This window comes from Microcoleus sp. bin38.metabat.b11b12b14.051, assembly GCF_013299165.1.
Taxonomy (GTDB): Bacteria; Cyanobacteriota; Cyanobacteriia; order Cyanobacteriales; family Microcoleaceae; genus Microcoleus.
Map to the genome: position 1 here is coordinate 557,451 of NZ_JAAFKD010000001.1, position 20,874 is coordinate 578,324.

The 20,874-nt window shown below is 45.1% G+C and carries 20 protein-coding genes; 11 read left to right on the top strand and 9 right to left on the bottom strand.

Annotated features, from left to right (window positions below; all coding sequences use genetic code 11):
* Positions 1-129: 129 nt before the first annotated feature.
* Positions 130-1,965, bottom strand: coding sequence for an asparagine synthetase B (locus QZW47_RS02505; protein ID WP_293123286.1), 1,836 nt, complete (start codon positions 1,963-1,965; stop codon positions 130-132).
* Positions 1,966-1,998: 33 nt separating this feature from the next.
* Positions 1,999-2,622: a DUF3859 domain-containing protein gene (locus QZW47_RS02510; RefSeq protein WP_293123289.1), complete on the bottom strand. Its 624-nt coding sequence runs from the start codon at positions 2,620-2,622 to the stop codon at positions 1,999-2,001.
* Between the two features lie 325 nt (positions 2,623-2,947).
* Between QZW47_RS02510 and QZW47_RS02515 the strand changes: the two genes are divergently transcribed.
* Entirely contained in the window at positions 2,948-3,211 is a 264-nt protein-coding gene (locus QZW47_RS02515) for a hypothetical protein (RefSeq protein WP_293123292.1), read from the top strand.
* 684 nt (positions 3,212-3,895) lie between these two features.
* Here QZW47_RS02515 and tsaB read toward each other — a convergent pair.
* The 3 genes from tsaB to QZW47_RS02530 all read right to left on the bottom strand — a co-directional run bounded on the left by tsaB (position 3,896) and on the right by QZW47_RS02530 (position 6,807).
* Complete coding sequence (gene tsaB / locus QZW47_RS02520) at positions 3,896-4,660, bottom strand: tRNA (adenosine(37)-N6)-threonylcarbamoyltransferase complex dimerization subunit type 1 TsaB (RefSeq protein WP_293123295.1); 765 nt, start codon at positions 4,658-4,660, stop codon at positions 3,896-3,898.
* Between the two features lie 2 nt (positions 4,661-4,662).
* On the bottom strand, positions 4,663-6,372 hold the full coding sequence (locus tag QZW47_RS02525) for a serine/threonine-protein kinase (RefSeq protein ID WP_293123298.1): 1,710 nt from the start codon (positions 6,370-6,372) through the stop codon (positions 4,663-4,665).
* Between the two features lie 186 nt (positions 6,373-6,558).
* On the bottom strand, positions 6,559-6,807 hold the full coding sequence (locus QZW47_RS02530) for a Ycf34 family protein (RefSeq protein ID WP_293123301.1): 249 nt from the start codon (positions 6,805-6,807) through the stop codon (positions 6,559-6,561).
* A 107-nt stretch (positions 6,808-6,914) separates the two neighbouring features.
* On the opposite strand from QZW47_RS02530, the gene QZW47_RS02535 reads away from it, so the two are divergent.
* Positions 6,915-8,168: a CCA tRNA nucleotidyltransferase gene (locus tag QZW47_RS02535; RefSeq protein WP_293123304.1), complete on the top strand. Its 1,254-nt coding sequence runs from the start codon at positions 6,915-6,917 to the stop codon at positions 8,166-8,168.
* Between the two features lie 311 nt (positions 8,169-8,479).
* Here QZW47_RS02535 and QZW47_RS02540 read toward each other — a convergent pair whose 3' ends face one another.
* Positions 8,480-8,830 carry a DUF952 domain-containing protein gene (locus QZW47_RS02540; protein WP_293123307.1) on the bottom strand — a complete coding sequence of 117 codons (351 nt, stop codon included), beginning with the start codon at positions 8,828-8,830 and terminating at the stop codon, positions 8,480-8,482.
* A gap of 157 nt (positions 8,831-8,987) precedes the next feature.
* Positions 8,988-9,440: a cupin domain-containing protein gene (locus tag QZW47_RS02545; RefSeq protein WP_293123310.1), complete on the bottom strand. Its 453-nt coding sequence runs from the start codon at positions 9,438-9,440 to the stop codon at positions 8,988-8,990.
* A gap of 6 nt (positions 9,441-9,446) precedes the next feature.
* On the opposite strand from QZW47_RS02545, the gene QZW47_RS02550 reads away from it, so the two are divergent.
* Positions 9,447-9,605: a hypothetical protein gene (locus QZW47_RS02550; protein ID WP_293123313.1), complete on the top strand. Its 159-nt coding sequence runs from the start codon at positions 9,447-9,449 to the stop codon at positions 9,603-9,605.
* A 157-nt stretch (positions 9,606-9,762) separates the two neighbouring features.
* Here the strand turns inward: QZW47_RS02550 and QZW47_RS02555 are convergent, their stop codons facing one another.
* Positions 9,763-10,533: a cysteine hydrolase family protein gene (locus tag QZW47_RS02555; RefSeq protein ID WP_293123316.1), complete on the bottom strand. Its 771-nt coding sequence runs from the start codon at positions 10,531-10,533 to the stop codon at positions 9,763-9,765.
* Positions 10,534-10,921: 388 nt separating this feature from the next.
* Here QZW47_RS02555 and QZW47_RS02560 point away from each other — a divergent pair, with 388 nt between their 5' ends.
* The 5 genes from QZW47_RS02560 to QZW47_RS02580 all read left to right on the top strand — a co-directional run bounded on the left by QZW47_RS02560 (position 10,922) and on the right by QZW47_RS02580 (position 17,219).
* On the top strand, positions 10,922-12,331 hold the full coding sequence (locus tag QZW47_RS02560) for an amidohydrolase (RefSeq protein WP_293123319.1): 1,410 nt from the start codon (positions 10,922-10,924) through the stop codon (positions 12,329-12,331).
* 130 nt (positions 12,332-12,461) lie between these two features.
* The gene (locus QZW47_RS02565) at positions 12,462-13,667 is read left to right on the top strand and encodes a glycoside hydrolase family 10 protein (protein ID WP_366930790.1); all 1,206 of its coding nucleotides are present in this window, start codon (positions 12,462-12,464) and stop codon (positions 13,665-13,667) included.
* 177 nt (positions 13,668-13,844) lie between these two features.
* Complete coding sequence (locus QZW47_RS02570; RefSeq protein ID WP_293123322.1) at positions 13,845-14,528, top strand: TIGR02117 family protein; 684 nt, start codon at positions 13,845-13,847, stop codon at positions 14,526-14,528.
* A gap of 193 nt (positions 14,529-14,721) precedes the next feature.
* A complete protein-coding gene (hisA, locus tag QZW47_RS02575) occupies positions 14,722-15,495 on the top strand; it encodes a 1-(5-phosphoribosyl)-5-[(5-phosphoribosylamino)methylideneamino]imidazole-4-carboxamide isomerase (protein WP_293123416.1) in 774 nt (257 codons plus the stop codon).
* Positions 15,496-15,800: 305 nt separating this feature from the next.
* Complete coding sequence (locus tag QZW47_RS02580) at positions 15,801-17,219, top strand: cation:proton antiporter (protein ID WP_293123325.1); 1,419 nt, start codon at positions 15,801-15,803, stop codon at positions 17,217-17,219.
* Positions 17,220-17,299: 80 nt separating this feature from the next.
* Here QZW47_RS02580 and serS read toward each other — a convergent pair whose 3' ends face one another.
* Entirely contained in the window at positions 17,300-18,580 is a 1,281-nt protein-coding gene (serS, locus tag QZW47_RS02585; RefSeq protein WP_293123328.1) for a serine--tRNA ligase, read from the bottom strand.
* 275 nt (positions 18,581-18,855) lie between these two features.
* On the opposite strand from serS, the gene QZW47_RS02590 reads away from it, so the two are divergent.
* The 3 genes from QZW47_RS02590 (at position 18,856) to QZW47_RS02600 (ending at position 20,816) form a co-directional block, all read left to right on the top strand.
* Complete coding sequence (locus QZW47_RS02590) at positions 18,856-19,074, top strand: hypothetical protein (RefSeq protein ID WP_293123331.1); 219 nt, start codon at positions 18,856-18,858, stop codon at positions 19,072-19,074.
* A gap of 10 nt (positions 19,075-19,084) precedes the next feature.
* On the top strand, positions 19,085-20,299 hold the full coding sequence (locus QZW47_RS02595; protein WP_293123334.1) for a glycosyltransferase family 4 protein: 1,215 nt from the start codon (positions 19,085-19,087) through the stop codon (positions 20,297-20,299).
* A gap of 136 nt (positions 20,300-20,435) precedes the next feature.
* A complete protein-coding gene (locus QZW47_RS02600; RefSeq protein ID WP_293123337.1) occupies positions 20,436-20,816 on the top strand; it encodes a hypothetical protein in 381 nt (126 codons plus the stop codon).
* The last annotated feature ends 58 nt before the right edge of the window (positions 20,817-20,874 follow it).

Sequence of the window (20,874 nt, forward strand, 5' to 3'; positions counted from 1 at the left end):
GTGTAGAACCAAAATCCTCGGAGATCCCCCTAAATCCTCCTTAAGAAGGGGGACTTTGAGTAATTTCTTGTTCCCCCCTTTTTCAAGGGGGGCTAGGGGGGATCGGGCTTAATTAAACTGTATTGAATTTTATTCCGCCCATCGTTGGCGGTAATTCCAAACCTGGCGAGGCAACCAAAACGGATGATTCCAAGATTTATTTTTGACATTTTTATCTAAAATTTGCGATCGCCAAATTTGCCACATCACCAACAGCCAAATCATCTCGCCAATGCGCCGGCCTTGAATTCCGGCTGCGAATTTGCCGGAGATAAGTTGAGCCGCTAAATCTGGTTTCCAGTGTTTCTGTGACAGCAACACGGCGGGATTCAACCAGTCGCCGATTTGATGCCAAAATTCGTTAAAACACCAGGAGGTTAACGGCACGCCCATACCGCGCTTTTCTCGCCAAACTATGTCCGCAGGTAGCCAATTTTCTACCGCCCGTTTGAGGATGTATTTCTCGCAAGCGCCCCGCAAACACAGTTCTCCCGACAGTTGAAACGTCCAGTCTGTGAGGGCAAAATCGCAAAAGGGCGATCGCACTTTCAGACCAAAAGCCAAAGCCAAATTAGCAGCGCGCGGATGGATGTTCTGCGCCCCTTTGAGCATCAAACCCGCGCGGCGGAGGCGATGCAGCAAAGACGAACTGACAGCAGGATTAAGAGCCTCTAACAGCCAATCTTGAGGGCTGATATTCTGAATGTTAGTGTAAAATTCTGGCTGATAAACTTTAGATTCGTATCCCCAAAGGCGGTGAAAAGTTCGCATATATTGCAGGGCAAAAGTTTGGTCTCCGGCGGGATTTGCTGCTTGATAAACAGCGGCTGCAATCAAAGGTTTGTTCGTCCATCCAGCAAATAATTGATCGCCGCCTTCGCCGTTAAAAACGATCGCACATTCTTGACTCGCAGCCTCATTTAACAGGTACAGCGGGACTGTAACTCCGTCACCAAAGGGCAAATCTAAAGCTTTCACAGCAGAATGCAAGACTTGTTTAATCCGCTGTGGGCTCGCATCTACTTTGACTAAGGGAATGTTCAGAAAGTAAGCAACTTGTTGCGCCCAAGGATATTCGGGAATTCCCGCCTCGCCGAAGTCGAGAGTATAAGCGCGGACTTTGACTCCGGCTTTGACTAATAATGCTGCGACTATTGAGGAATCTAAACCGCCTGAGAGAAATACTCCGACAGTTTCATTACTATTTATATCGAAAATCTGACGTTCAACGGCATTTTTAAGTAAGTTTTGTAATTGGGCGATTGCTTCCGCTTCGTCTGCTATTTCTTCTGAACTTTCTCGCCATTCCAACAAGCATTTAGATTGGGGTTCGGAAATAACACCGCTATCTCGATCGCACTTCCAAGTCAATTCGGTTCCGGCGGGAACTGCGAACACATTTTTTACGGGAGTTAAGGGAGTTGGGACGTAGGAGAAACAGCTATAACCGTACAAACCTGGAATGCTAACATCCCGTTGTTTGCAAATATTTAACAGCAGTTGTAAACTCGATGCAAACCAAATAGTTTGCTCGATTTGCGTCCAGTAAAGTGTGACTCGCCCGAAGGGTTCTCGTCCCAAAATTAGGCTATTTTCGCGGACATTTACCCAGGTATCAGGTAACAGCAAACCGTTGGTTGATGGATATGTCGGTAGTCCAGAGGCTGAGAGGGCAGCGATTTGCCAAGTTTTATCACATTTTTCGGTTTGCAGGTGCTGCGGGCGATCGCACTCGGTGCTCGCTACATTCCAAATTGGGTAATTTTCGTGCCTTGCGGCGGACAAACTAGACGAATCGCCGACTTGTTGGACTGGGATTTCTGTTGCAGATTGCTTGATAATTTGCGCCAGTCGCGCCTCCAATTTCTCACGAGAATCGCAGCCCCAGTATCCTACAAATTGACGCGGTTTGTTCGTAATTCCCATGTTATAATTTATCCATAGGCGAGTTGTTGGAGATTATTTAACTTCAAAGGATTTACTACCGATCGCCCGATTTTCAACAAACATTTTAACTTGCCAATTTCCAGTAACAGCAGCAGTACCAATCTTGTAACGACATTGAGTATTCCAGATAGATTTGTCGATTTCGCGAGTTTGATAGCTGTTTTGTTTGACAACTTGACCACTGGGATCTATCCAATCGCAAGATAGCGAGAGTTTTTTGCCTAGTGGTGCATCTTTTAGAGTAACGCGGTAAAATATTTCGGGATTATTTTGGCGGGAAACAACTGTTAAATTACCACCATCATCCTGCACCGAAGTTATGCGGTTTTGTTGGACTGAAACCCGATCTAGGGCTTGTCGGCTTTGTTGGATGAAAAATCCGGTAAATGCGATCGTCCCCACAGCAACCGCAGCCACTCCTCCAGCAATCCACCGATTTCTACGTTCCTGCTGTGCCAACGCTTCCCGGCGCTGCAACTGGATTAAAGCCTCATCTAGCAACTCAGGAGGCAAGCCCAATTCCTCCAAAATTTGTGTGACTTCTGCGGAATTAAGTTCAGCTTCTCGGAGGTTAGAAAGGCGTTGTACTTCAGCGACTATTTGCGTTAGTTGAGTTTGAGTCAGTCGATTTTCCATCTATTAATACCCGGGAGGTTTTTTTCATGAATACGGCTAACTAACATCAGTTAATTCATATAGTAAAACAGGCTGAGCTTAAAGTCAATTCATAAAAGTCATAAGTTTCAGTTCATAAATGTTATATAGCAATACTGTTGACTTAAGAATAATCAGAATTGCCAAAAATGTCTATATTGCCTATAAAGTCGCGATTTCAACTTCCTCAAAAGCCTATTTGTCAACCGTATGGCCATATAGTGGACGCTGTTGAGCTTGGATTGGGGAACTCCCAGACAAGAAATTGCTAAAATGAGCTGGTAGTGCGATCGAACTTTTTGCTAAAATGAGCAACAGCCTAATCGAGTCCAATGCGATAAACACCCACTGGGATTGCCCCGAGTGTGGCGGCACAGGCACAGTCAGCACAGAAACCTGCCCCGAATGTCTCGGAGCAAAATATATTGATATCGACACAGTAACTAGCTGGATGCTCGCTTTTATGGAATCTCGCGGTTGCAATCCCGACGAAATCGAGCAATTGCGAACCGAAAACCCAGATTCGCTGACATTAACATTTTGCCTCGAACTTTGTATCGCCCTCAAATAAAAAACCAGAAAAACTCTCTCTCAAATCTTCTCTTCTCTTCCTTAGCGCCCTTTGCGCCTTCGCGGTTCAATAAAAAAACTCATTCACAAATCCTTAAAAATTGCCACACCAACTCCAAAATTCATAGCATTTTATCCCGAAAATACAAATTACCAAAACTCATCTAACAGTATTTGTAGGGTGCGTCGCCACAGACAATCCCTCAACAAAGAGCAACAATCTGACAGCGACGCACCTTATACAATTTTGACAGATTTTTGACGCAAGATTCTTGGGCGGAGTGAAAGCAAGACTTGTGTACTCCAGCATTGTGTAGGTGCGTCGCCATGAGATTGTCGCTCTTTGTTGAGGATTTTTCGTAGCGACACACCCTACGAATACTCCAGCATTGTGTAGGTGCGTCGCCATGAGATTGTCGCTCTTTGTTGAGGATTTTTCGTAGCGACACACCCTACGAATACTCCAGCATTGTGTAGGTGCGTCGCCATGAGATTGTCGCTCTTTGTTGAGGATTTTTCGTAGCGACACACCCTACGAATACTCCAGCATTGTGTAGGTGCGTCGCCATGAGATTGTCGCTCTTTGTTGAGGATTTTTCGTAGCGACACACCCTACGAATATTTAATTCATCAATTATTCCCAATTCTTCAATCTAAAATCCCAAATCCAAAATCTAAAATCGGCTCATTTTCCCCGCACAGGATGTTGACCGTAATAAGGCAAAGCATCAAACCAATCAGGCCGACTTCCTTTTTTCCACTCTAAATAAGCCAATTCCAACACACCAGAAACCGACGCACCCAACTCGCTACCAACTTCAATCAACTGATAGGAATTTTCCCAACTTTCCAGCTTTTCCTGCCAAGATTCCGCCATCATTACCGTATCAGGAAATAACTCAGTTACACCAGAATTCTTATTAACTGAATAAACAGCACCAAATAATTGCCCCCGCTGTGCAGGCATTTGCAGCGCGATATCCAAAACAAGCGGGGATTCCTCACTCAAAAGCCCCCCCTTAGCAAGGGGGGGTTGGGGGGGTTCCTCGCTCTTACCAAGGGGTGGTTCCTCGCTCAAAAGCCCCCCCTTAGCAAGGGGGGGTTGGGGGGGTTCCAACCAAGCGACAGCCGCCAAAGTTGAAATCGCAAAAACCGGAATATCCAACTGTTGAGCCAAAGTCCGCGCCGTCACCATACCCATGCGAGTCCCCGTGAAACCTCCGGGCCCTTTTGCTACTGCAATAAAAGCCAAATCTGCCCAAGTTTGCGGCTGGATAAACTCTACTAAAAGCTGATGCAAATCCGTTGCTAAACTCCGGCCCAAATTCCAAGTTTGACAGCGAGAATTGCCGGAAAAATTGCTGATTGCTAAACCTAATTCGGGGGTTGACGTGTGGAGGGCTAAGCCGTATTTTTTAACTGAGGTTCCGTCTTGGGGATTGCTATTCACGATTATTGATAATTTTCCTTAACAAAAAACAGAGGTAAAGCCACAACCAAGCAACCCAAAAGGACGCCAAATATTCCCGTATTTAAAATCCTGGAATTACCCATGCTACCAGTTATGAGAAACAGCACTACTAAAGTGGCAAATAAAATCTTATTCGCAAATTCTTTGTTTTCAGAAACTTGATACTTGACTACCATAAAACCCAATGAAATTATTAGCGCGAACCCAGAATTAAAAATTACTATTTGAGAACCAAAGATAAACCAAACTAAAGCAAACATTAGTAAGTCTATCCAGAAATTTTTAGTTTTCAACACCGAGAGCAAAAATTCTTCGGTAATAACAGGGGCGATTGGCTTGACTAATTGATTGTCTTGCCGTTGCCAGCTTTTGTTACTAAATTGAATATTAGGATCGGTTTCCAAAACTTCTTTCCATTCGGGGACGCGAGAATTGTTGACTCTGCCCAAAAGTTTAATGGCTGCGACTTTGTTTAACTGTAAATCGGTGAGTTTGGTGGCAATTATTTGGGATAAGTGCGGATAGTAAATGGGATTGTCTTCGGTTCGGTTGATGACGATATTTAGCTTTTGCTTGGCTTGACTGACTTGGATTGTAACATTGTACGGGGCGATCGCACTTTGCAAAGCTTGCTGAATTTCGGCTTGCTGTTCCAGACTGAACAGCGACGGTATCGGTGACAGCGCAGGCTTGGATTCTGCGGGGGTTTCCGGCGCGTCTAACACAGGCTGCCCCTCTAAATACACCTGTTTGGGGTTCAATTGCCGGATGACTGCGGAGGCTGAATTGTAGCGCCGATTGGTGGCACTTTGAAGCATCGTATCGAGGATGCGGCCGAAATCGTCGCTAACAGCACTCTTCAAATAATTGCGCCAAGCCCAAGAATCCTCGGCGCTGTCGAACAAGTCGAAGGGAGGAATGTGAGTCAGCAAGTGAATGCAAGTAACGCCCAAACTGTAGATATCGCTGGCAAAAACTGCTTTTCCCATCAATTGTTCTGGGGCTGTATAAGCAGCGCTGCCGATGATTGTACCAGTTTGTGGCAATCCGGTTGCTGTTACTTTTTTGGCTGCACCAAAGTCTACTAAAACGATATCTTTTTGGAAAGGAGAGGGTTGATAGGAATTTTCTAAGGCGGGTAAAGGCGCGGGAGATAGTCGGCGGCGAATGATATTTTCGGGTTTGATATCGCGGTGAATGACTTTCGATTTGTGGACGAAATGGAGGACTGGTAATAAATCGTTAAGGATTTGCCGAATTTGATTTTCGGTGAATGCTCCTTTTTGCGCTAATTCTTGGGCGAGATTTTTGCCGTCTATAAATTCTTGTACTAAATATTGTCTCCCATCTTGTTCAAAATACGCGATTAATTCGGGGATTTGGGGATGTTTCCCTAATGTTTCTAGCTGGGCTGCTTCTTGGTGAAATAGTTGGGCGGCTTGGGCGGCTGCGGTATTTTGCGGGAAAGATTGCTTGATGACGCACTGCGAAAACATCGGCGGTTTGGTTTGATCAACTGCTAGGAAAGTTCTGCCGAAGCCTCCTTGTGCGATCGCTCTTATGGTACGGTAGCGAGATGCTGATGGCGATTGTTCGTTAGATAACAACAATTTTGAGCCGCAACTTTGGCACAATTCAGCATCACCGGAGTTTTGCGGATTCTGACAAGTTGGGTTTAAGCAATAGGACATTTGATTTTAGATTTTGGATTTTAGATTTCAGATTGGGAATTGAGAATTTTAGAATTGGGAATTGGTAATTGCTAATTGCTAATGGGGAATTGATGGGAAAGAAGAAACAAGAAAAGCAGCGCGTTTTATTTGTTTCCTTCTTCCCTCTTCCTTCTTCCTTCTTCCCTCTTCCTTCTTCCTTCTCGATCAAGTTGGTACAAGTTCGCCCGGGCGCAATTTTGCCCATTTGCCGGTCTCTTGCTTGAAACTTTCACACCCGACTACATCCCATTCCATTTCTACTTCGTCTTGGTGGGAGCGAATGTTGACGTTGATGGTGGGTTCTACGGGGTCGAAATCGGGGGTTTCGGTGAGGTGGATTTGTTCGTGCTGTCCTTCTACGGCGTGGTAGGTGAAGCAGCGATCTACATAGTGGCAGTTAATACAAATACACATTCTTGATATCCTCTGTGCATTTCAAAAAGATTGGTGAATTTCGAGCTTTCTGTTAATCTAGCGTAGCAAGAGCTTTATTGTGTGTAAGTTTATTTATTTTTGTTGCAATGTCGAATAGTTTGCCACCTACGCTATCTCCTGAAACTTGGCCGTTCGATTTGGAACTGCTGACACCGCCTGTTTATTTGGTGGGCGGCGCGGTGCGGGATGCGCTGCTGGGCCGCCGATCGCACTATTTTGATTTAGACTTCGTTATGCTAACACGGGCGGTGAAAACTGCTCGAAAAATTGCCGATCGCACGAAAGGCGGATTTGTCTTGTTGGATGCGGAAAGACAGATTGCGCGGGTGGTGTTTGCGGGCGGTACGGTGGATTTTGCGGAGGCTTTCGGGGGGACTCTGGAGGGGGATTTGCACCGCCGGGATTTTCGGATAAATGCGATCGCCTGCAATCCTTTTACTGGAGAAATCATCGATCCTCTGGATGGTCAAACTGATTTGCGGTTGGGTTTGCTGCGAATGATTTCGCGATCGAATTTAGAGGACGATCCGCTAAGGTTATTAAGAGCTTACCGTCAAGCGGCACAGTTGGGTTTTGCGATCGAGCCGGAAACACAATCGGCGATTCGAGAATTAGCGCCGTTGTTGAGTCGGGTGGCGGTGGAACGGGTGCGGACAGAATTGGGTTATTTGTTGAGCAATAATCACGGTGTTCCTTGGATTTGCAAGGGTTGCGAAGATGGTTTGTTTTCGATTTGGTTTGCAAGTGCGATCGACCGTTTTGATATCTTGACAAAAATCGACTCCTGTGCTGCTGATTTGGCGACAATTTACCCGGAGTTGGAGAGAGAGTTTGGGCGATCGATTCGCGATACAATTAAAACGCCGTTGTTGGCAGTTGGGAAGTTAGCTATTTTGGCAAATTCCGATCCGACAATCGCTGAAACCGAGTTGCTGCGGTTGAAGTATAGTAATGCAGAGATTAAAAGTGCGATCGAGCTTTTGAAATACTTGCCAAAATTGCAAGCAAAACCGATTGCAGAAATGTCCTTACGAGACCAGTATTTTTTGTTTCGGGATGTCGGAATAGTATTTCCTGTTTTAGCAGTTTTAGCGGTGGCTGCGGGAGTTTCTGTGGATGATATTTCACTGTTAATTAATCGCTATCTCGATGCTGATGACATTATTGCTCATCCCACCCAATTAGTTAGCGGCAATGAGTTAATGGAATCTTTAAATTTGCCCAGAAGTCCGCAAATTGGTCAATTGTTAATGGAGATTCAATTAGCGCGAGTGGAGGGGAGAATTGCCACTCGCGAAGATGCGCTGAAATTGGCGACCGAGTTGGTTAATATTAATTGAGATTTGGCAACTATCGCCACAACAATATTGGTAGGGGCTGGTTCACAAACCATCTGTAATGCACATCCCAAATATCTATAAACCCGCCCCGCGACAATCAGTAAATGCGTCTACATTTATCTGCGTTAATCTCCGTCAATCTGCCTTATATGGCAATACGGTTCACTTAAGGTTTATTTGTCATTGCGAGCGTCCACGCGCGGCAATCGCAGCGTCTATTTGTCACATTATTTTTCCCGTGAACTGTCTTAAGTGAACCGTATTGCCTTATATGGGCGGTTAATCTATCAGTCAAAAACTTATGAGATAGGTCAATTTGTACTTTCCGTTAATTCTGTCGGCAATTCAAACTTGCCATCTGCACCCGCTGCAAACTCAAAAACTTTCAACACAGCATCCACATTCAGCGGGCCGTAAATGTGCGGGTAATCCTCACCTGCGGCAAATTCATACTTAAGTTCAGATTCTACTTTGTCCGAGTCAATCCACAGCAGCAGCAATCCTGTTTGTCCCACGAAAAACTTATTTGCAGATTTCAGAACTTGCGGTAAAGTGGAACAGTGAATAAATCCTTCTGTATCTAGCGTATCTCCGCGATAGGATTGCACTTGTTTTGCTTCTTCCCACTGTTGGCTGCGGGTGATGTGAAAGATAACGCTCATAGTTAAATGGGTTTTAGGTTTAATGGAGAATGGGTAATAAAATTGATAGGGAAAATTCCCGCTACAATTTAACTGCGAATATCATCATTGTATCATCAAAAAGTTTGCAGTCAAGACTTTAATCATTAAGGAAAAGACTAAAGTCATGACTACCAACTTAGCACGCCACCAGCACATCCGATCGCCCGAGAACTCTTAAATCTTCTTCATCGAGTTCGACTGGTGTACCGCTGCGAATTAGTTCGACAAAATCCTCGTTTGGCACCATGATACACAAAGTGTACAAACGTTCGCTACCTGTATTCTCAATGACGTGAGTTCCCATTGGAGGCACTAACAAACTATCTCCCGGTTTAATACTAACTGTTTTGCCGTCGCAAGTTGCTTGCCCCCTGCCTTTGAGTACAAAAAACATTTCTACTGCCAATTGATGGCGGTTCGGAGGAGTTTTACCACCCGCATCGAAAATCTCGACGCAAACAGTTAATGAAACATTCGCGGTTGCTGGATCGAATACAATTGCTAATCTATTCGTATCTCCTGGGCTGATGCGAAATGCTTGGTAATCTTGAGGAGATTTCATCACAGGAATCATGCACTGATTTGTCATTTTTTTATGGTTATTTGTGAGTTGTTATGGCCGAAGGAAGAAGGAAGAAGGAAGAAGGAAGAAGGAAGAAGGAAGAAGGAAGAAGGAAGAAGGAAGAAGGAAGAAGGAAGAAGGAAGAAGGAAGAAGGAAGAAGGAAGAAGGAAGAAGAAAACCCTGGGTTTTAGTAATTAATAACTTCCTAACTGTCACGGACGGTTGCTATATGTTTCTGCTGTCATTAATGAGAACCAAGAGTCATTAGTCCGTCGATCAAGTTCCCAAGTTTATTACCAATGACCAATGACCAATGACCAATGACCAATGACCAATGACCAATGACTCCTATTTAATTGCTTCTAACATAGCCTGAGAATCAGACAAAAAACCAAAACATTGTTTAACGTTATAAAGAGTAGCTTGCCAGCAATACTCTGGAGATGTGGTAGCTGTACAATCTTTGACTAAAATACAGTCGTAACCGAGAAAATTAGCGTCTTGCAGGGTAGCCATGACGCACTGATCGGCGTTTACTCCTGCAAAGAAAAGTGTAGTTCTTCCCAGGTTTCGCAGGATACTATCTAAAGGAGTATCCCAAAAGCCACTCATTCGATATTTATCTACACAAATATCCTCTGGTTTCTGTTCCAATTCATCGACAACGGAGGCCGCCCAACTCCCCGCCATCAAAACAGATGCGCCGTTTTTGGGTAGCGGATCTCCCAAGCCTACGCCGTCGCCCGTAGGATTGTAAACGTGGCGGGAAGCTGCACTAATATTGAGTAAATCCGGGCGGTTTCCCCAGTTTATCCAAATAACTGGCACGGCGTGCGATCGCAATTTTGGTAGTAAATTTTGTAAAGGATCAATTGGAGTGCGCGCGGGTGTTACATCGACGCCGATATGTGCTAGCCAACCGTCGGGGTGACAGAAATCGTTTTGCATATCGATCACCAACATTGCTGCTTTTGCTAAATCCAAGCGCAGGGTTTTGGTTTCTGTCTCTAGAGTAAGAGGTTGAGGCGCGATCGGCGATCGGGTGATGTCGGCAATTTTAGCATCAACTTTCCAAGCATTCGGCGGCACGCCCAAGGTGCGGAGAGATTCAGGATTCATCTTAATTTTTACTTGAAAACTCTTTTAATTTTAGAACTATTTGATTGTTGTTAACTTGTCATATCTTAAATCTTTGCTAAGATTAAGTATCCGAGATAACTATTTTGATAAATTTTAGGATTTATTAACTTTAACATAAGTTATGCAAAAATTAGTTTAATATGCTATTTTTAGAGTCTTTATCGTTTCCAGGCTGTGCCTGAGAATCCCTTGCAGGCGGCTCTGCCTCCAATAAAGCGCCGACGAGGTAGAGCCTCACTTATATGCGTTCCCAGGCATAGCCTGGTAAGGAGATTAAACGAGATTTAAAAGGCGGAGAACGAGATGAAAGAAGATAATTTAATACTAAAATATAAATAGATGTGAATTCACTAGAAGGCGTAAATCTGTGAGCTTTACCATTCAAAATGCTTTAATTGCGGTTGAGAGCGGTTATGAAACCGCAGACGTGCAAGTGGCAGATAACTGCATAAGTGCGATCGCCCAGAATTTAGCTCCTACAGGAATAGTAATTGACGGCAAAAATAAGCTACTGTTGCCCGGTTTTGTCAACGCGCACACGCACTCTTCGGAAATGTGGCAGCGCGGGATTATTCCTCCTTTACCGCTGGAGTTGTGGATTGGCGAATTGTACGATTTCACGCCTCTCGATCCCGAACAAGTTTACTTGAGTGCCTTGGGTACTGCGGTAGAAACATTGCTATCGGGTGGCACCAGCGTAGTCGATCATTTAGTTTTGATTCCGGGGCAAGAATTAGAGACAATCGCCGCGGCAGTTCGCGCATATCAAGAAATCGGCATCCGCACTTTTATCGGGCCGTTAATTCAAGATGAATCCCTGACAGCCGGAATGCCTGCGGGCGATGGCGGCATCGAACACGCGGCTTACATTCGCTCGACAAAGGCAACTTTGGAGTTAATGGAGTCTGCAATTAAAGAGTTTCATAATCCCGAAAAAGGTGTTAATGTTTTACTTGCTCCGACGGGGATTCAACTGTGTTCGGATGCTTTATTTGAAGGCTGCATCGATTTTGGCGATCGCTATAATCTTTGCCTGCACGCCCACCTCTTAGAAACGCCCGCTCAAAAACAGTTGGCTCACGAAAAATACGGCTGTAGCGCTGTCGAACACCTGAAACAAATCGGTTATTTAAGTCCGCGCACTTCCTTAGCGCACTGCGTGTGGCTAGACGATTCCGACATAGCGATTATGGCAGAAACTCAAGCGACTGTCGTACACAATCCCCTCAGCAACTTACGCTTGGGAAGCGGAATTGCACCAATTTTGAAATACCGCCAAGCCGGAGTTAACGTATCTTTTGGTTGCGACGGCGCCGCTAGCAACGACGGGCAAGATTTGCTGGAAGCAATTAAAATTGGTTCGATTTTGCACAATATCACGGATTTGGATTACCGCCACTGGATTACACCGCGCCAGTCTGTAGAAATGGCCTCGCTGGGCGGAGCAAAAGGCTTGAATCTCGGCGATGAAATGGGTTCGATCACTGTTGGAAAAAAAGCTGATTTTGTGCTGTACGATTTAACCAGTTTATCATTGTTGCCACGCACCGATCCGATCGGCTTGCTAATTTTGGGACGCCCGACTAATGCGGTAGACAGTGTTTGGGTAAACGGCAAACAAATTGTCGCTGAAGGTAAGGTAAAAACGATTGATGTTGATGGTTTGAGGCGGGAATTATTCGATCGCAGTCAGTGGAGTAGCAAGCGCCAATCGCCGATGGTGAGCGAGATTGAATCGCACTACCGCCAAGTGATGAAATTACCGGGTTATTCTTAAGGGGATCGCAGAAATACTCGGCGGTTGAAACCGCGACTATACAGACAAAACCCACCTCCGTGGGTTGAAGAAAGTAAGGTGCGTAGTGCGAACATTACAGTATTATGTTAAGCTGTGGTGTTTGCGAAAAATGATGATTAAACTGCACAAATGGTGGCGGATACTGGCTTTAATAGTTGTTTTTGCGATCGCCCTTACCTCCGCCGCCATTTTCTCCCCACGAATCGAGGCTCAAACTCCGCCCAAAACTCCAACAACCGAATTGCGCGGCATCTGGCTGACTAACATTGACAGCGACGTTATTTTTTCTAAAAAAAACATAAATGATGCTGTAAATAGACTAGACAAACTAAATTTTAATACCATTTATCCTACAGTTTGGCAAGGGGGTTATACCATTCATCCCAGCGGTGTCACAAAACGAGTATTTGGATATTTAAACGATCCCACACCAACATTAAAAGGGCGAGATGTCCTCAAAGAAATTATCACAGCAGCACATAAGAAAGGTATCGCAGTCATCCCGTGGTTTGAGTTTGGCTTTATGGCGCCAGCCGAATCGGAATTAGCCCGACTGCACCCCGACTGGTTGGCGCGGCGGCGCGACGGTTCAACTATTTGGAAAGAAGGCACGCACGATCGAGTTTGGCTCAATCCTTTTCATCCAGAAGTTCAAAAGTTTATCTTAGATTTAATCATAGAACTTGTTGCCAATTACGATTTAGATGGTATTCAATTTGACGATCACTTCGGTTTGCCAGTAGAATTTGGCTATGAGCCGCAAACAGTGTTAATGTATCAGGAACAAATCAAAAGCCCTCCGTCCAACGACGCCCGTGAAACTTTCTGGATACGCTGGCGCGCCGATAGAATTAACGACTTTATGGCGCGAATTTTTACAGCAATCAAATCCCGCAAACAAAAATGTATTATCAGCTTATCTCCCAATCCTCTGCACTTTGCGCTACCGGCACATTTACAGGACTGGTTTAGCTGGGAAAGACGCGGTTATATTGAAGAAATTGTCTTGCAGATTTATCGCAATGACATCAAGCGTTTTAATGCTGAATTGGAACGAGAAGAAGTCAAATTAGCTAAAGCACACATCCCAACTGCGATCGGGATTTTAACAGGTTTGAAAAACAATCCGGTTCCGCTTAAACAAATTCAAGAGCAAGTCCAAGAAGTCCGCAAAAGAAATTTTGCCGGGGTTTCGTTCTTTTTCTATGAAAGCTTGTCGAGTTGGGCTAAAGAAACGCCTGAACAGCGGGATTCAGCTTTGCAACAATTCTTTCCCACAAAGAAGCAGCGCCCGCCCTTTGAAAACAATTCGTAGTGAGGACTTCAGTCCTTATTCTCAAAGGTTCGTAGTGAGGACTTCAGTCCTTATTCTCAAAGGTTCGTAGTGAGGACTTCAGTCCTTATTCTCAAAGGTTCGTAGTGAGGACTTCAGTCCTTATTCTTAAGATTATTAAAAACTAAAGTCCTTACTACCAACCTTAAAATAACTAAAATGTTCAATAAGAAATTAATTTGCCACATTTGTATTCTTAATTTATGTCTAGTTGCTATCCTTGGTGCGATCGGCTACCTGACTCCCCGAAAGTGGGAACACTCCTCGCAAAAAAATTGCACAGTTAGCGTACAAGTTTCTAACCAAGGCATCCACACCGAAATCATCGTTCCAGTTAAAAATCAATATTTTAACTGGAATCAATATTTACCGCTAACAAAAATAGGGCGGGACGCTAATCATGAGTACAAATATTTATCTTTTGGTTGGGGAGATAGAGCTTTTATGCTGGAAACTCCCACATCAGGAACCATCAACCCAGTTATAGCTTTCAACGCACTATTTATACCTACTCCATCTACGCTCCACGTTCAAGGTTATCAGGTTATTCCCCAAAATATAGATACCAAATCTGTTAAAATTAGTGGACAACACTATCTAAATATGGTAAATTTTATTAAAAATTCGTTCCTATTGGACGCCGGAGCTAACAAAATAAAAATTAGCTATGGCTACTACAACAGTGACAGTTTTTTTGAATCAAAAGGCAGTTACTCGATTTTGAGGACTTGCAACGATTGGACGGCGGAAGCTTTACGAGAAGCTGAAATCAATACTCCAGTATGGTCAACTCTGTCGTCATCGATTATGTTTCATTTAAACAGCGGTTGCGAATGTGGCTGAAGAAGGAAGAAGGAGGGAAGAAGGAAGAAGGAAGAAGGAAGAAGGAAGAAGGAGGGACAGAGAAAGGGATTTGTCAAATGACCAATGACTAATGACGAATGACGAATGACCAATGACGAATGACCAATGACGAATGACCAATTACCAATTACCAATCACCAATTACCAATCACCAATTACCAATTACCAAATCATGAATATCATTCCAGCGATCGACCTTTTGGACGGAAAATGCGTCAGACTGTATCAGGGAGACTACGCCAAGTCCCAAACTTTTAACGACAATCCCGTGGAAGTCGCCAGACAGTGGGTAAATCAAGGCGCCACAATGCTGCATTTAGTCGATCTCGATGGCGCCAAAGCCGGTCATCCCGTCAACCTCGCAGCCATTGAGGCGATCGTCCGCGCAGTAGACGTTCCCTGTCAGTTAGGAGGCGGTATGCGCGATCGCCCTTCTGTCGCGTCAATTCTCAATCTAGGCGTGCAGCGCGCCATTCTCGGCACTGTCGCCGTCGAACAACCGCAATTAGTCGGCGAATTGTGTACCGAATTTCCCGATCGCATTTTGGTCGGCATTGATGCCAGAAATGGTAAAGTTGCGACAAGAGGCTGGCTCGAAACCTCCGAAGTTTTAGCAACAGAATTGGCGCAAAAAATGGCAGAATTAGGGGCGGCGGAAATTATTTACACCGACATTCACCGCGACGGTACTATGGAAGGGCCGAATTTGGAATCTTTGCGCGAAATTGCTAACTCGATTTCGATTCCGGTGATTGCTTCGGGCGGCGTCAGTTCGATCGCAGATTTGTTGAGTTTGTTGGCTTTAGAACCAATTGGTGTCAAAAGTGCGATCGTCGGTAGAGCCATTTATACCGGCGATATCTTGCTAAAAGAAGCAATTCAAGCAGTTGGACAAGGGCGGTGGCAGGATGTACCGCCAGATTTGGGTTCTTCCGCTTTTGCTTAATCGTTTGAATCTGCACAACCCGCCTTAACAAAACCGGAACCCTTAAGTTGATCTGCATCCGGGATTATTGGATTTGAATGTCTTTCTTATCAGAAAGGATTGGTTTAAAGCGAATCCCTTGTCTTAAAAAATTAAAAGAAGATGATTAATTACTCCAATCCTCTTGGTTCTAGGTCACTGTCAACTCTTCGACTTCGCTCAACTGTTAACTCTCAACTGTCAACTGTTAACTGTTAACTGTCAACTGTCAACTCTCAACTGTCAACTGTCAACTGTCAACTGTCAACTGTCAACTGAATCGTATCATGTTTTTGAACCATACAATTACAGCTTTTAGTTCAGGGATAGCATCGCTAATTGCTCCCCTACCTTTGTTAGCCACAGTCGATTCCGAAAATTCGCCGATCGTCCTCAGCGGAGTTTTGCTGAGTTTAGTAGTGATCTATCTCGCCAGTAAACTCGGCGCAGAAGTAGCGAGAAACTTGGATTTTCCGCCAGTTTTGGGCGAACTTGTCGCCGGAGTGATTGTTGGTGTATCAGCTTTACATCTCATCGTTTTTCCCGAAGCAGGGCTGTCAGCCTCCAACTCAGGAATTATGACAGTGCTGCAATCGATTAATCATCTATCACCCGCCGCCCTCACCAGCGTCTTTGAATCGCAAAGTGAAGTCATCTCAGTCTTAGCTGAATTGGGCGTAATTATTCTGCTGTTTGAAATTGGCTTGGAGTCCGATCTCAGACAACTCAAAGCAGTCGGAATTCAAGCTACCGTTGTCGCTTGTGTTGGCGTAGCAGTACCGTTTATCGCCGGTACTGCGGGCTTGATGATTATTTTTCATACGGCGGCGATTCCGGCAATTTTTGCGGGGGCTGCTTTGACAGCAACCAGCATCGGAATTACCTCTAAAGTGTTGTCTGAATTGGGACGGCTACAATCGAAAGAAGGTCAAATTATTGTCGGTGCCGCAGTAATTGATGATGTGTTGGGAATTATTGTTTTGGCAGTGGTTGCAAGTTTAGCAAAAACTGGTGAAATTGATGTTGTTAATGTCATCTATTTGATCGTCGGTGCCACTGCATTTCTGTTAGGTTCGATTCTGTTGGGCAGTATCTTTAACAAAATCTTTACAGCGGCAGTCGAAACACTAAAAACTCGCGGAAATATAGTTATCCCCGCGTTTATCTTTGCTTTCTTCATGGCTTTTCTGGGTAATGCAATTCATCTCGAAGCGATTTTGGGTGCGTTTGCGGCTGGTTTAGTTTTGGATGAAAGTGATGCTCGGAATGAGTTGGATGAATTGGTAAAACCGATCGCCGATTTGTTTGTTCCCATCTTTTTTGTAACCGTCGGCGCCCGCGCGGATTTGGGGGTTTTGAACCCAACAGTACCAGAGAATCGGGCGGGGCTTTTGATTGCGGTATTTTTGATTGTAGTGGCGATTTTGGGGAAGCTGGTGACAGGTTGGGCGGTATTTGGTCAGCCTGGAATCAATCGATGGGCGATCGGAGTAGGGATGATTCCTCGGGGTGAAGTTGGGTTAGTCTTTGCTGCGATCGGTTCGGCGAGCGGGGTTCTGGATAAGCCGTTGGAAGTTTCAATTATTATCATGGTGATTCTGACAACTTTTGTAGCTCCGCCATTTCTGCGGATTGCCTTTGGCGATACGATCGAGCCTCCTGCTAGCGGGGAACCTTCTAGCGATAAAACCGCGATTAGCGGGTGATTAGTTGGTGGGAATCTGTAAGGACTTTAGTCATCATTTTTTCTCACAAAATGACTGAAGTCCCAACCAGAGAACCTGATTTACAAAATTTCGCGCCCGAGATAAGATTGCAGCACGAACGGCACTTTCACCGTCCCATCTGGCTGCTGGTAATTCTCCAAAATTGCAGCCATTGTCCGGCCCACAGCCAAACCAGAACCGTTAAGCGCGTGCACGAATTGAGTACCCTTTTTCCCCGCTTCTTTAAACCGAATATTCGCTCGTCGCGCTTGAAAATCTGCGACATTGGAACAACTCGAAATCTCGCGGTATTTGCCCGCAGAAGGCAGCCAGACTTCTAAATCATAGGTTTTTGCCGCGGCGAAACCTAAGTCGCCGGTACAAAGCTCGATCGCCCGATAAGGCAATTTCAGCGCCTGCAAAACTCCCTCAGCATCCTGCACCAGCTTCTCGTGCTCGGCTTCCGAGGTACTCGGATGCACGAGTTTCACCAATTCCACCTTATTAAATTGGTGCAACCGAATTAATCCCCGCGTATCCTTGCCGTAACTGCCAGCTTCCCGGCGAAAACAAGGAGTAAAAGAACAGTGATAAATTGGCAACTGTTCTGCTGTCAAAATTTCACCTCGGTACAAATTGACCACCGGAACTTCGGAAGTAGGAATCAACCATAAATCATCTTCATTGCACTTGAAACTTTCTTCAGCAAATTTCGGCAATTGACCTGTTGCAGTGAGGGATTCAGTATTAACTAAAAGTGGGGGAATGACTTCTACATAACCCGCTTTTGTATGGCGGTCGAGCATGAATTGAATAATCGCTCTTTCCAGAGCCGCACCAGCTCCCACTAACGTGACAAATCGGGGACTAGCAATTTTTACGGCCCGTTCAAAGTTGAGAATTCCTAATTTTTCCCCGATTTCCCAGTGTGGCAAAATATCGGGATTTTGGGGAATGTATTCGTCACCCCAGCGCCGGATTTCGACATTTTCATCTTCATTTTTGCCCAGGGGAGTTGACTTACCTGGCAAGTTAGGTAATGGCAACAATAACGCTTCAATTTGAGCTTTTAAGTCTTTTTCCTGTACTTGCAATTCGTTCGACTCCGTGCCGACTGCGTTCCCTTCTGCTTGCAAAGTTTGAATTTCGGGAGATTCGAGGGGTAAACCCGATTGTCTTTTTTTGCCGATGAGCTTGGCTATTTCGTTGCTGCGGGCTTGTAGTTGCGATCGCTTGCCTTCCAACTCTCGCTGCTGTTTGTCTAATTGCAAAATCGGCTCGATTTCGTGGTTGCCTCCGCGAGTGTTGAGGCTCTCTTGTACGGCTTGCGGATTTTCTCGGATTAATTTGAGGTCTAGCACGGATTTATTCTAAATAATATAGGACTTGCGATCGCCAACCCGATTTCTGGAAAATTATCGGCTTTCGCGAGCATGAATCTACCAATTTACAGGGTTTCTGAGGATTTTTGCGTCTGTCCTATCTTAAGTTAACAGCGACAATGCGATCGGACATACAAGCTTTGGCAATCATTTATTACCTCAAACATAACTTATTCTCATCGAAAAATCTGTCTTGGTGTCACCCATGATGGGTGACACCCCACAAAATGATGCTATAGTAAGCACATTAGTAGATGCACCCTGATAATTTTCTCCCCAAACCAGCGATGGTGAGGGGCTTTTTGTTTTTGGGCTCCAATGAAACCCGAGACGGGGTTTGCTACTCGGAGGTGGCGCGCCTCGGAAAGTTATCCGAGTTTCATCACCAAGTTTTGCCGAAGAAGGAAGTCTTGGGCGCAGCGAAACTCCGGGTTGTTTACACGGGCTGCGTTCGCACGGGTGTGTCGCTGTAAGATTGTGGATATGCAAGGCGAGGGATTTTTCATGGCGACGCACCCCACGACTTCTGATATTCAACCCGCGTCGGCGGGTTTTGTTTGTACAGACGCGGTTTCAACCACCGCCGAGTCTTCTTGCTTGTTCTGTTTCCTCGAAATATTTGCCAGTGAAGGTGGCATTCAATCCTACAGTCAAGACATCCTGAAAGCTTACCTGTCACTAGGGGCAGCAAACAACTTTCCACCAGCAGAAGTTTTCCTATTGCGAGATTCGCCAGATTCTCACAATCCCTTCGATTCCAAAAATCTCAAATTTTATTACCTAAAAACTGCTCCCGCTGGGTTTGGCCGTCTGAAGTTTGCCGCCAAATTGTTAACCAGCTTGCTGCAAAAACGACCTCAACGGGTTTTCTGCGGTCACATCAAACTCGCACCGCTGATTAAAACGTTATGCCAGCCATTGGGAATTCCGTACACGATTTTAACTTACGGCAAGGAAGTTTGGAAAACACTTGGGCCGCAATACCAAATAGCAATGAGACAAGCTGACAGCATTTGGACTATTAGCAGGTACACGCGCGATCGCACTTGCGAACTCAACAATTTAAATCCCGACAAATTCCAAATAGTGCCTTGTATTGTCGATGAAAATATATTTACTATCGGCTCCAAACCCGCGCATTTATTAGAAAAGTACGATCTGGTTGGTGCTAAAATATTGATGACTGTAGCCAGATTGCGATCGACCGATAGTTACAAAGGTGTCGATGTCACAATTCAAGCTTTGCCAGAAATTGCCAAAAGTTTTCCCAATGTGAAATACTTAGTAATTGGTAGGGGAGACGATCGCCCTAGATTAGCAAAACTCGCCGTCGATTTGGGAGTTACCGAAAAAGTCATATTTGCGGGTTTTGTACCGACAGCAGATTTAGCAGCACACTACCAGTTAGCCGATGCTTATGTCATGCCGTCCCAGGAAGGCTTCGGTATAGTGTATTTGGAAGCTCTAGCTTGCGGATTGCCCGTGCTGGCGGGAGACGCGGACGGGTCGGCAGATCCGCTGCAAGATGGTAAACTGGGATGGAGAGTCGATCGCCGAGATGCCACAGCAGTAGCGGTTGCTTGTGTGGAAATGCTGCGAGGAAAAGATCGAAAGTGCGATCGCACTTGGTTGAGGGAACAAACCCTGGCAAGATTTAGTTTTGAATCGCTGTGTGAATTCTTACAAGGGGTTCTTTAACCTTCTGAGTCCGATTAACTTGTAACGTAGAGAGCGGTTTCAGGGTGTACAATAGAAATATTAACTCGATCGACCGCCTGAATTTCTGAGTAGGATAGAGTTATGCCTACCGGAAAAGACACCAAAGGAGACCACCGTGAACCAAGGCACCCCCAAAATTTCTTTAAACCTACCGCGTATTAGCAATTGGCTGATACTGTTGGGCATCGCGTGTGTGTTGGTGTCAATTGGTTTGGGTTGGATAGTTAAATCATTATTGATTGTAGTAGGTTTTTTCCTGCTGACACCTGTGGTGGGATTTTTCGCGCTTCAGTGGTGGTTGAAACGCAATTTAATTCAAGGTAACTGTCCTGTTTGTCAATACGAATTGACGGGTTTAAATCAAACTCAGTGTCAGTGTACGAATTGTGGCGAACCTCTGAAAATAGAGCAAGGTCATTTTAGCCGCATGACACCGCCCGGTACGATCGATGTTACCGCAGTTGAAGTATCATCTGTTCAACAATTAGAAGATTAATTCTAGGGCATCGGGCATCGGGCATCGGGCATCGGGCATCGGGCATCGGGCATCGGGC

Excerpts from the sequence above, each read along its gene's own strand:
- QZW47_RS02505 (WP_293123286.1), bottom strand. The coding sequence starts at position 1,965 with ATGGGAATTACGAACAAACCGCGTCAATTTGTAGGATACTGGGGCTGC.
- QZW47_RS02510 (WP_293123289.1), bottom strand. The coding sequence starts at position 2,622 with ATGGAAAATCGACTGACTCAAACTCAACTAACGCAAATAGTCGCTGAA.
- QZW47_RS02515 (WP_293123292.1), top strand. The coding sequence starts at position 2,948 with ATGAGCAACAGCCTAATCGAGTCCAATGCGATAAACACCCACTGGGAT.
- QZW47_RS02525 (WP_293123298.1), bottom strand. The coding sequence starts at position 6,372 with ATGTCCTATTGCTTAAACCCAACTTGTCAGAATCCGCAAAACTCCGGT.
- QZW47_RS02530 (WP_293123301.1), bottom strand. The coding sequence starts at position 6,807 with ATGTGTATTTGTATTAACTGCCACTATGTAGATCGCTGCTTCACCTAC.
- QZW47_RS02535 (WP_293123304.1), top strand. The coding sequence starts at position 6,915 with ATGTCGAATAGTTTGCCACCTACGCTATCTCCTGAAACTTGGCCGTTC.
- QZW47_RS02540 (WP_293123307.1), bottom strand. The coding sequence starts at position 8,830 with ATGAGCGTTATCTTTCACATCACCCGCAGCCAACAGTGGGAAGAAGCA.
- QZW47_RS02545 (WP_293123310.1), bottom strand. The coding sequence starts at position 9,440 with ATGACAAATCAGTGCATGATTCCTGTGATGAAATCTCCTCAAGATTAC.
- QZW47_RS02550 (WP_293123313.1), top strand. The coding sequence starts at position 9,447 with ATGGTTATTTGTGAGTTGTTATGGCCGAAGGAAGAAGGAAGAAGGAAG.
- QZW47_RS02555 (WP_293123316.1), bottom strand. The coding sequence starts at position 10,533 with ATGAATCCTGAATCTCTCCGCACCTTGGGCGTGCCGCCGAATGCTTGG.
- QZW47_RS02565 (WP_366930790.1), top strand. The coding sequence starts at position 12,462 with ATGATGATTAAACTGCACAAATGGTGGCGGATACTGGCTTTAATAGTT.
- QZW47_RS02570 (WP_293123322.1), top strand. The coding sequence starts at position 13,845 with ATGTTCAATAAGAAATTAATTTGCCACATTTGTATTCTTAATTTATGT.
- hisA (WP_293123416.1), top strand. The coding sequence starts at position 14,722 with ATGAATATCATTCCAGCGATCGACCTTTTGGACGGAAAATGCGTCAGA.
- QZW47_RS02580 (WP_293123325.1), top strand. The coding sequence starts at position 15,801 with ATGTTTTTGAACCATACAATTACAGCTTTTAGTTCAGGGATAGCATCG.
- QZW47_RS02590 (WP_293123331.1), top strand. The coding sequence starts at position 18,856 with ATGCACCCTGATAATTTTCTCCCCAAACCAGCGATGGTGAGGGGCTTT.
- QZW47_RS02595 (WP_293123334.1), top strand. The coding sequence starts at position 19,085 with ATGCAAGGCGAGGGATTTTTCATGGCGACGCACCCCACGACTTCTGAT.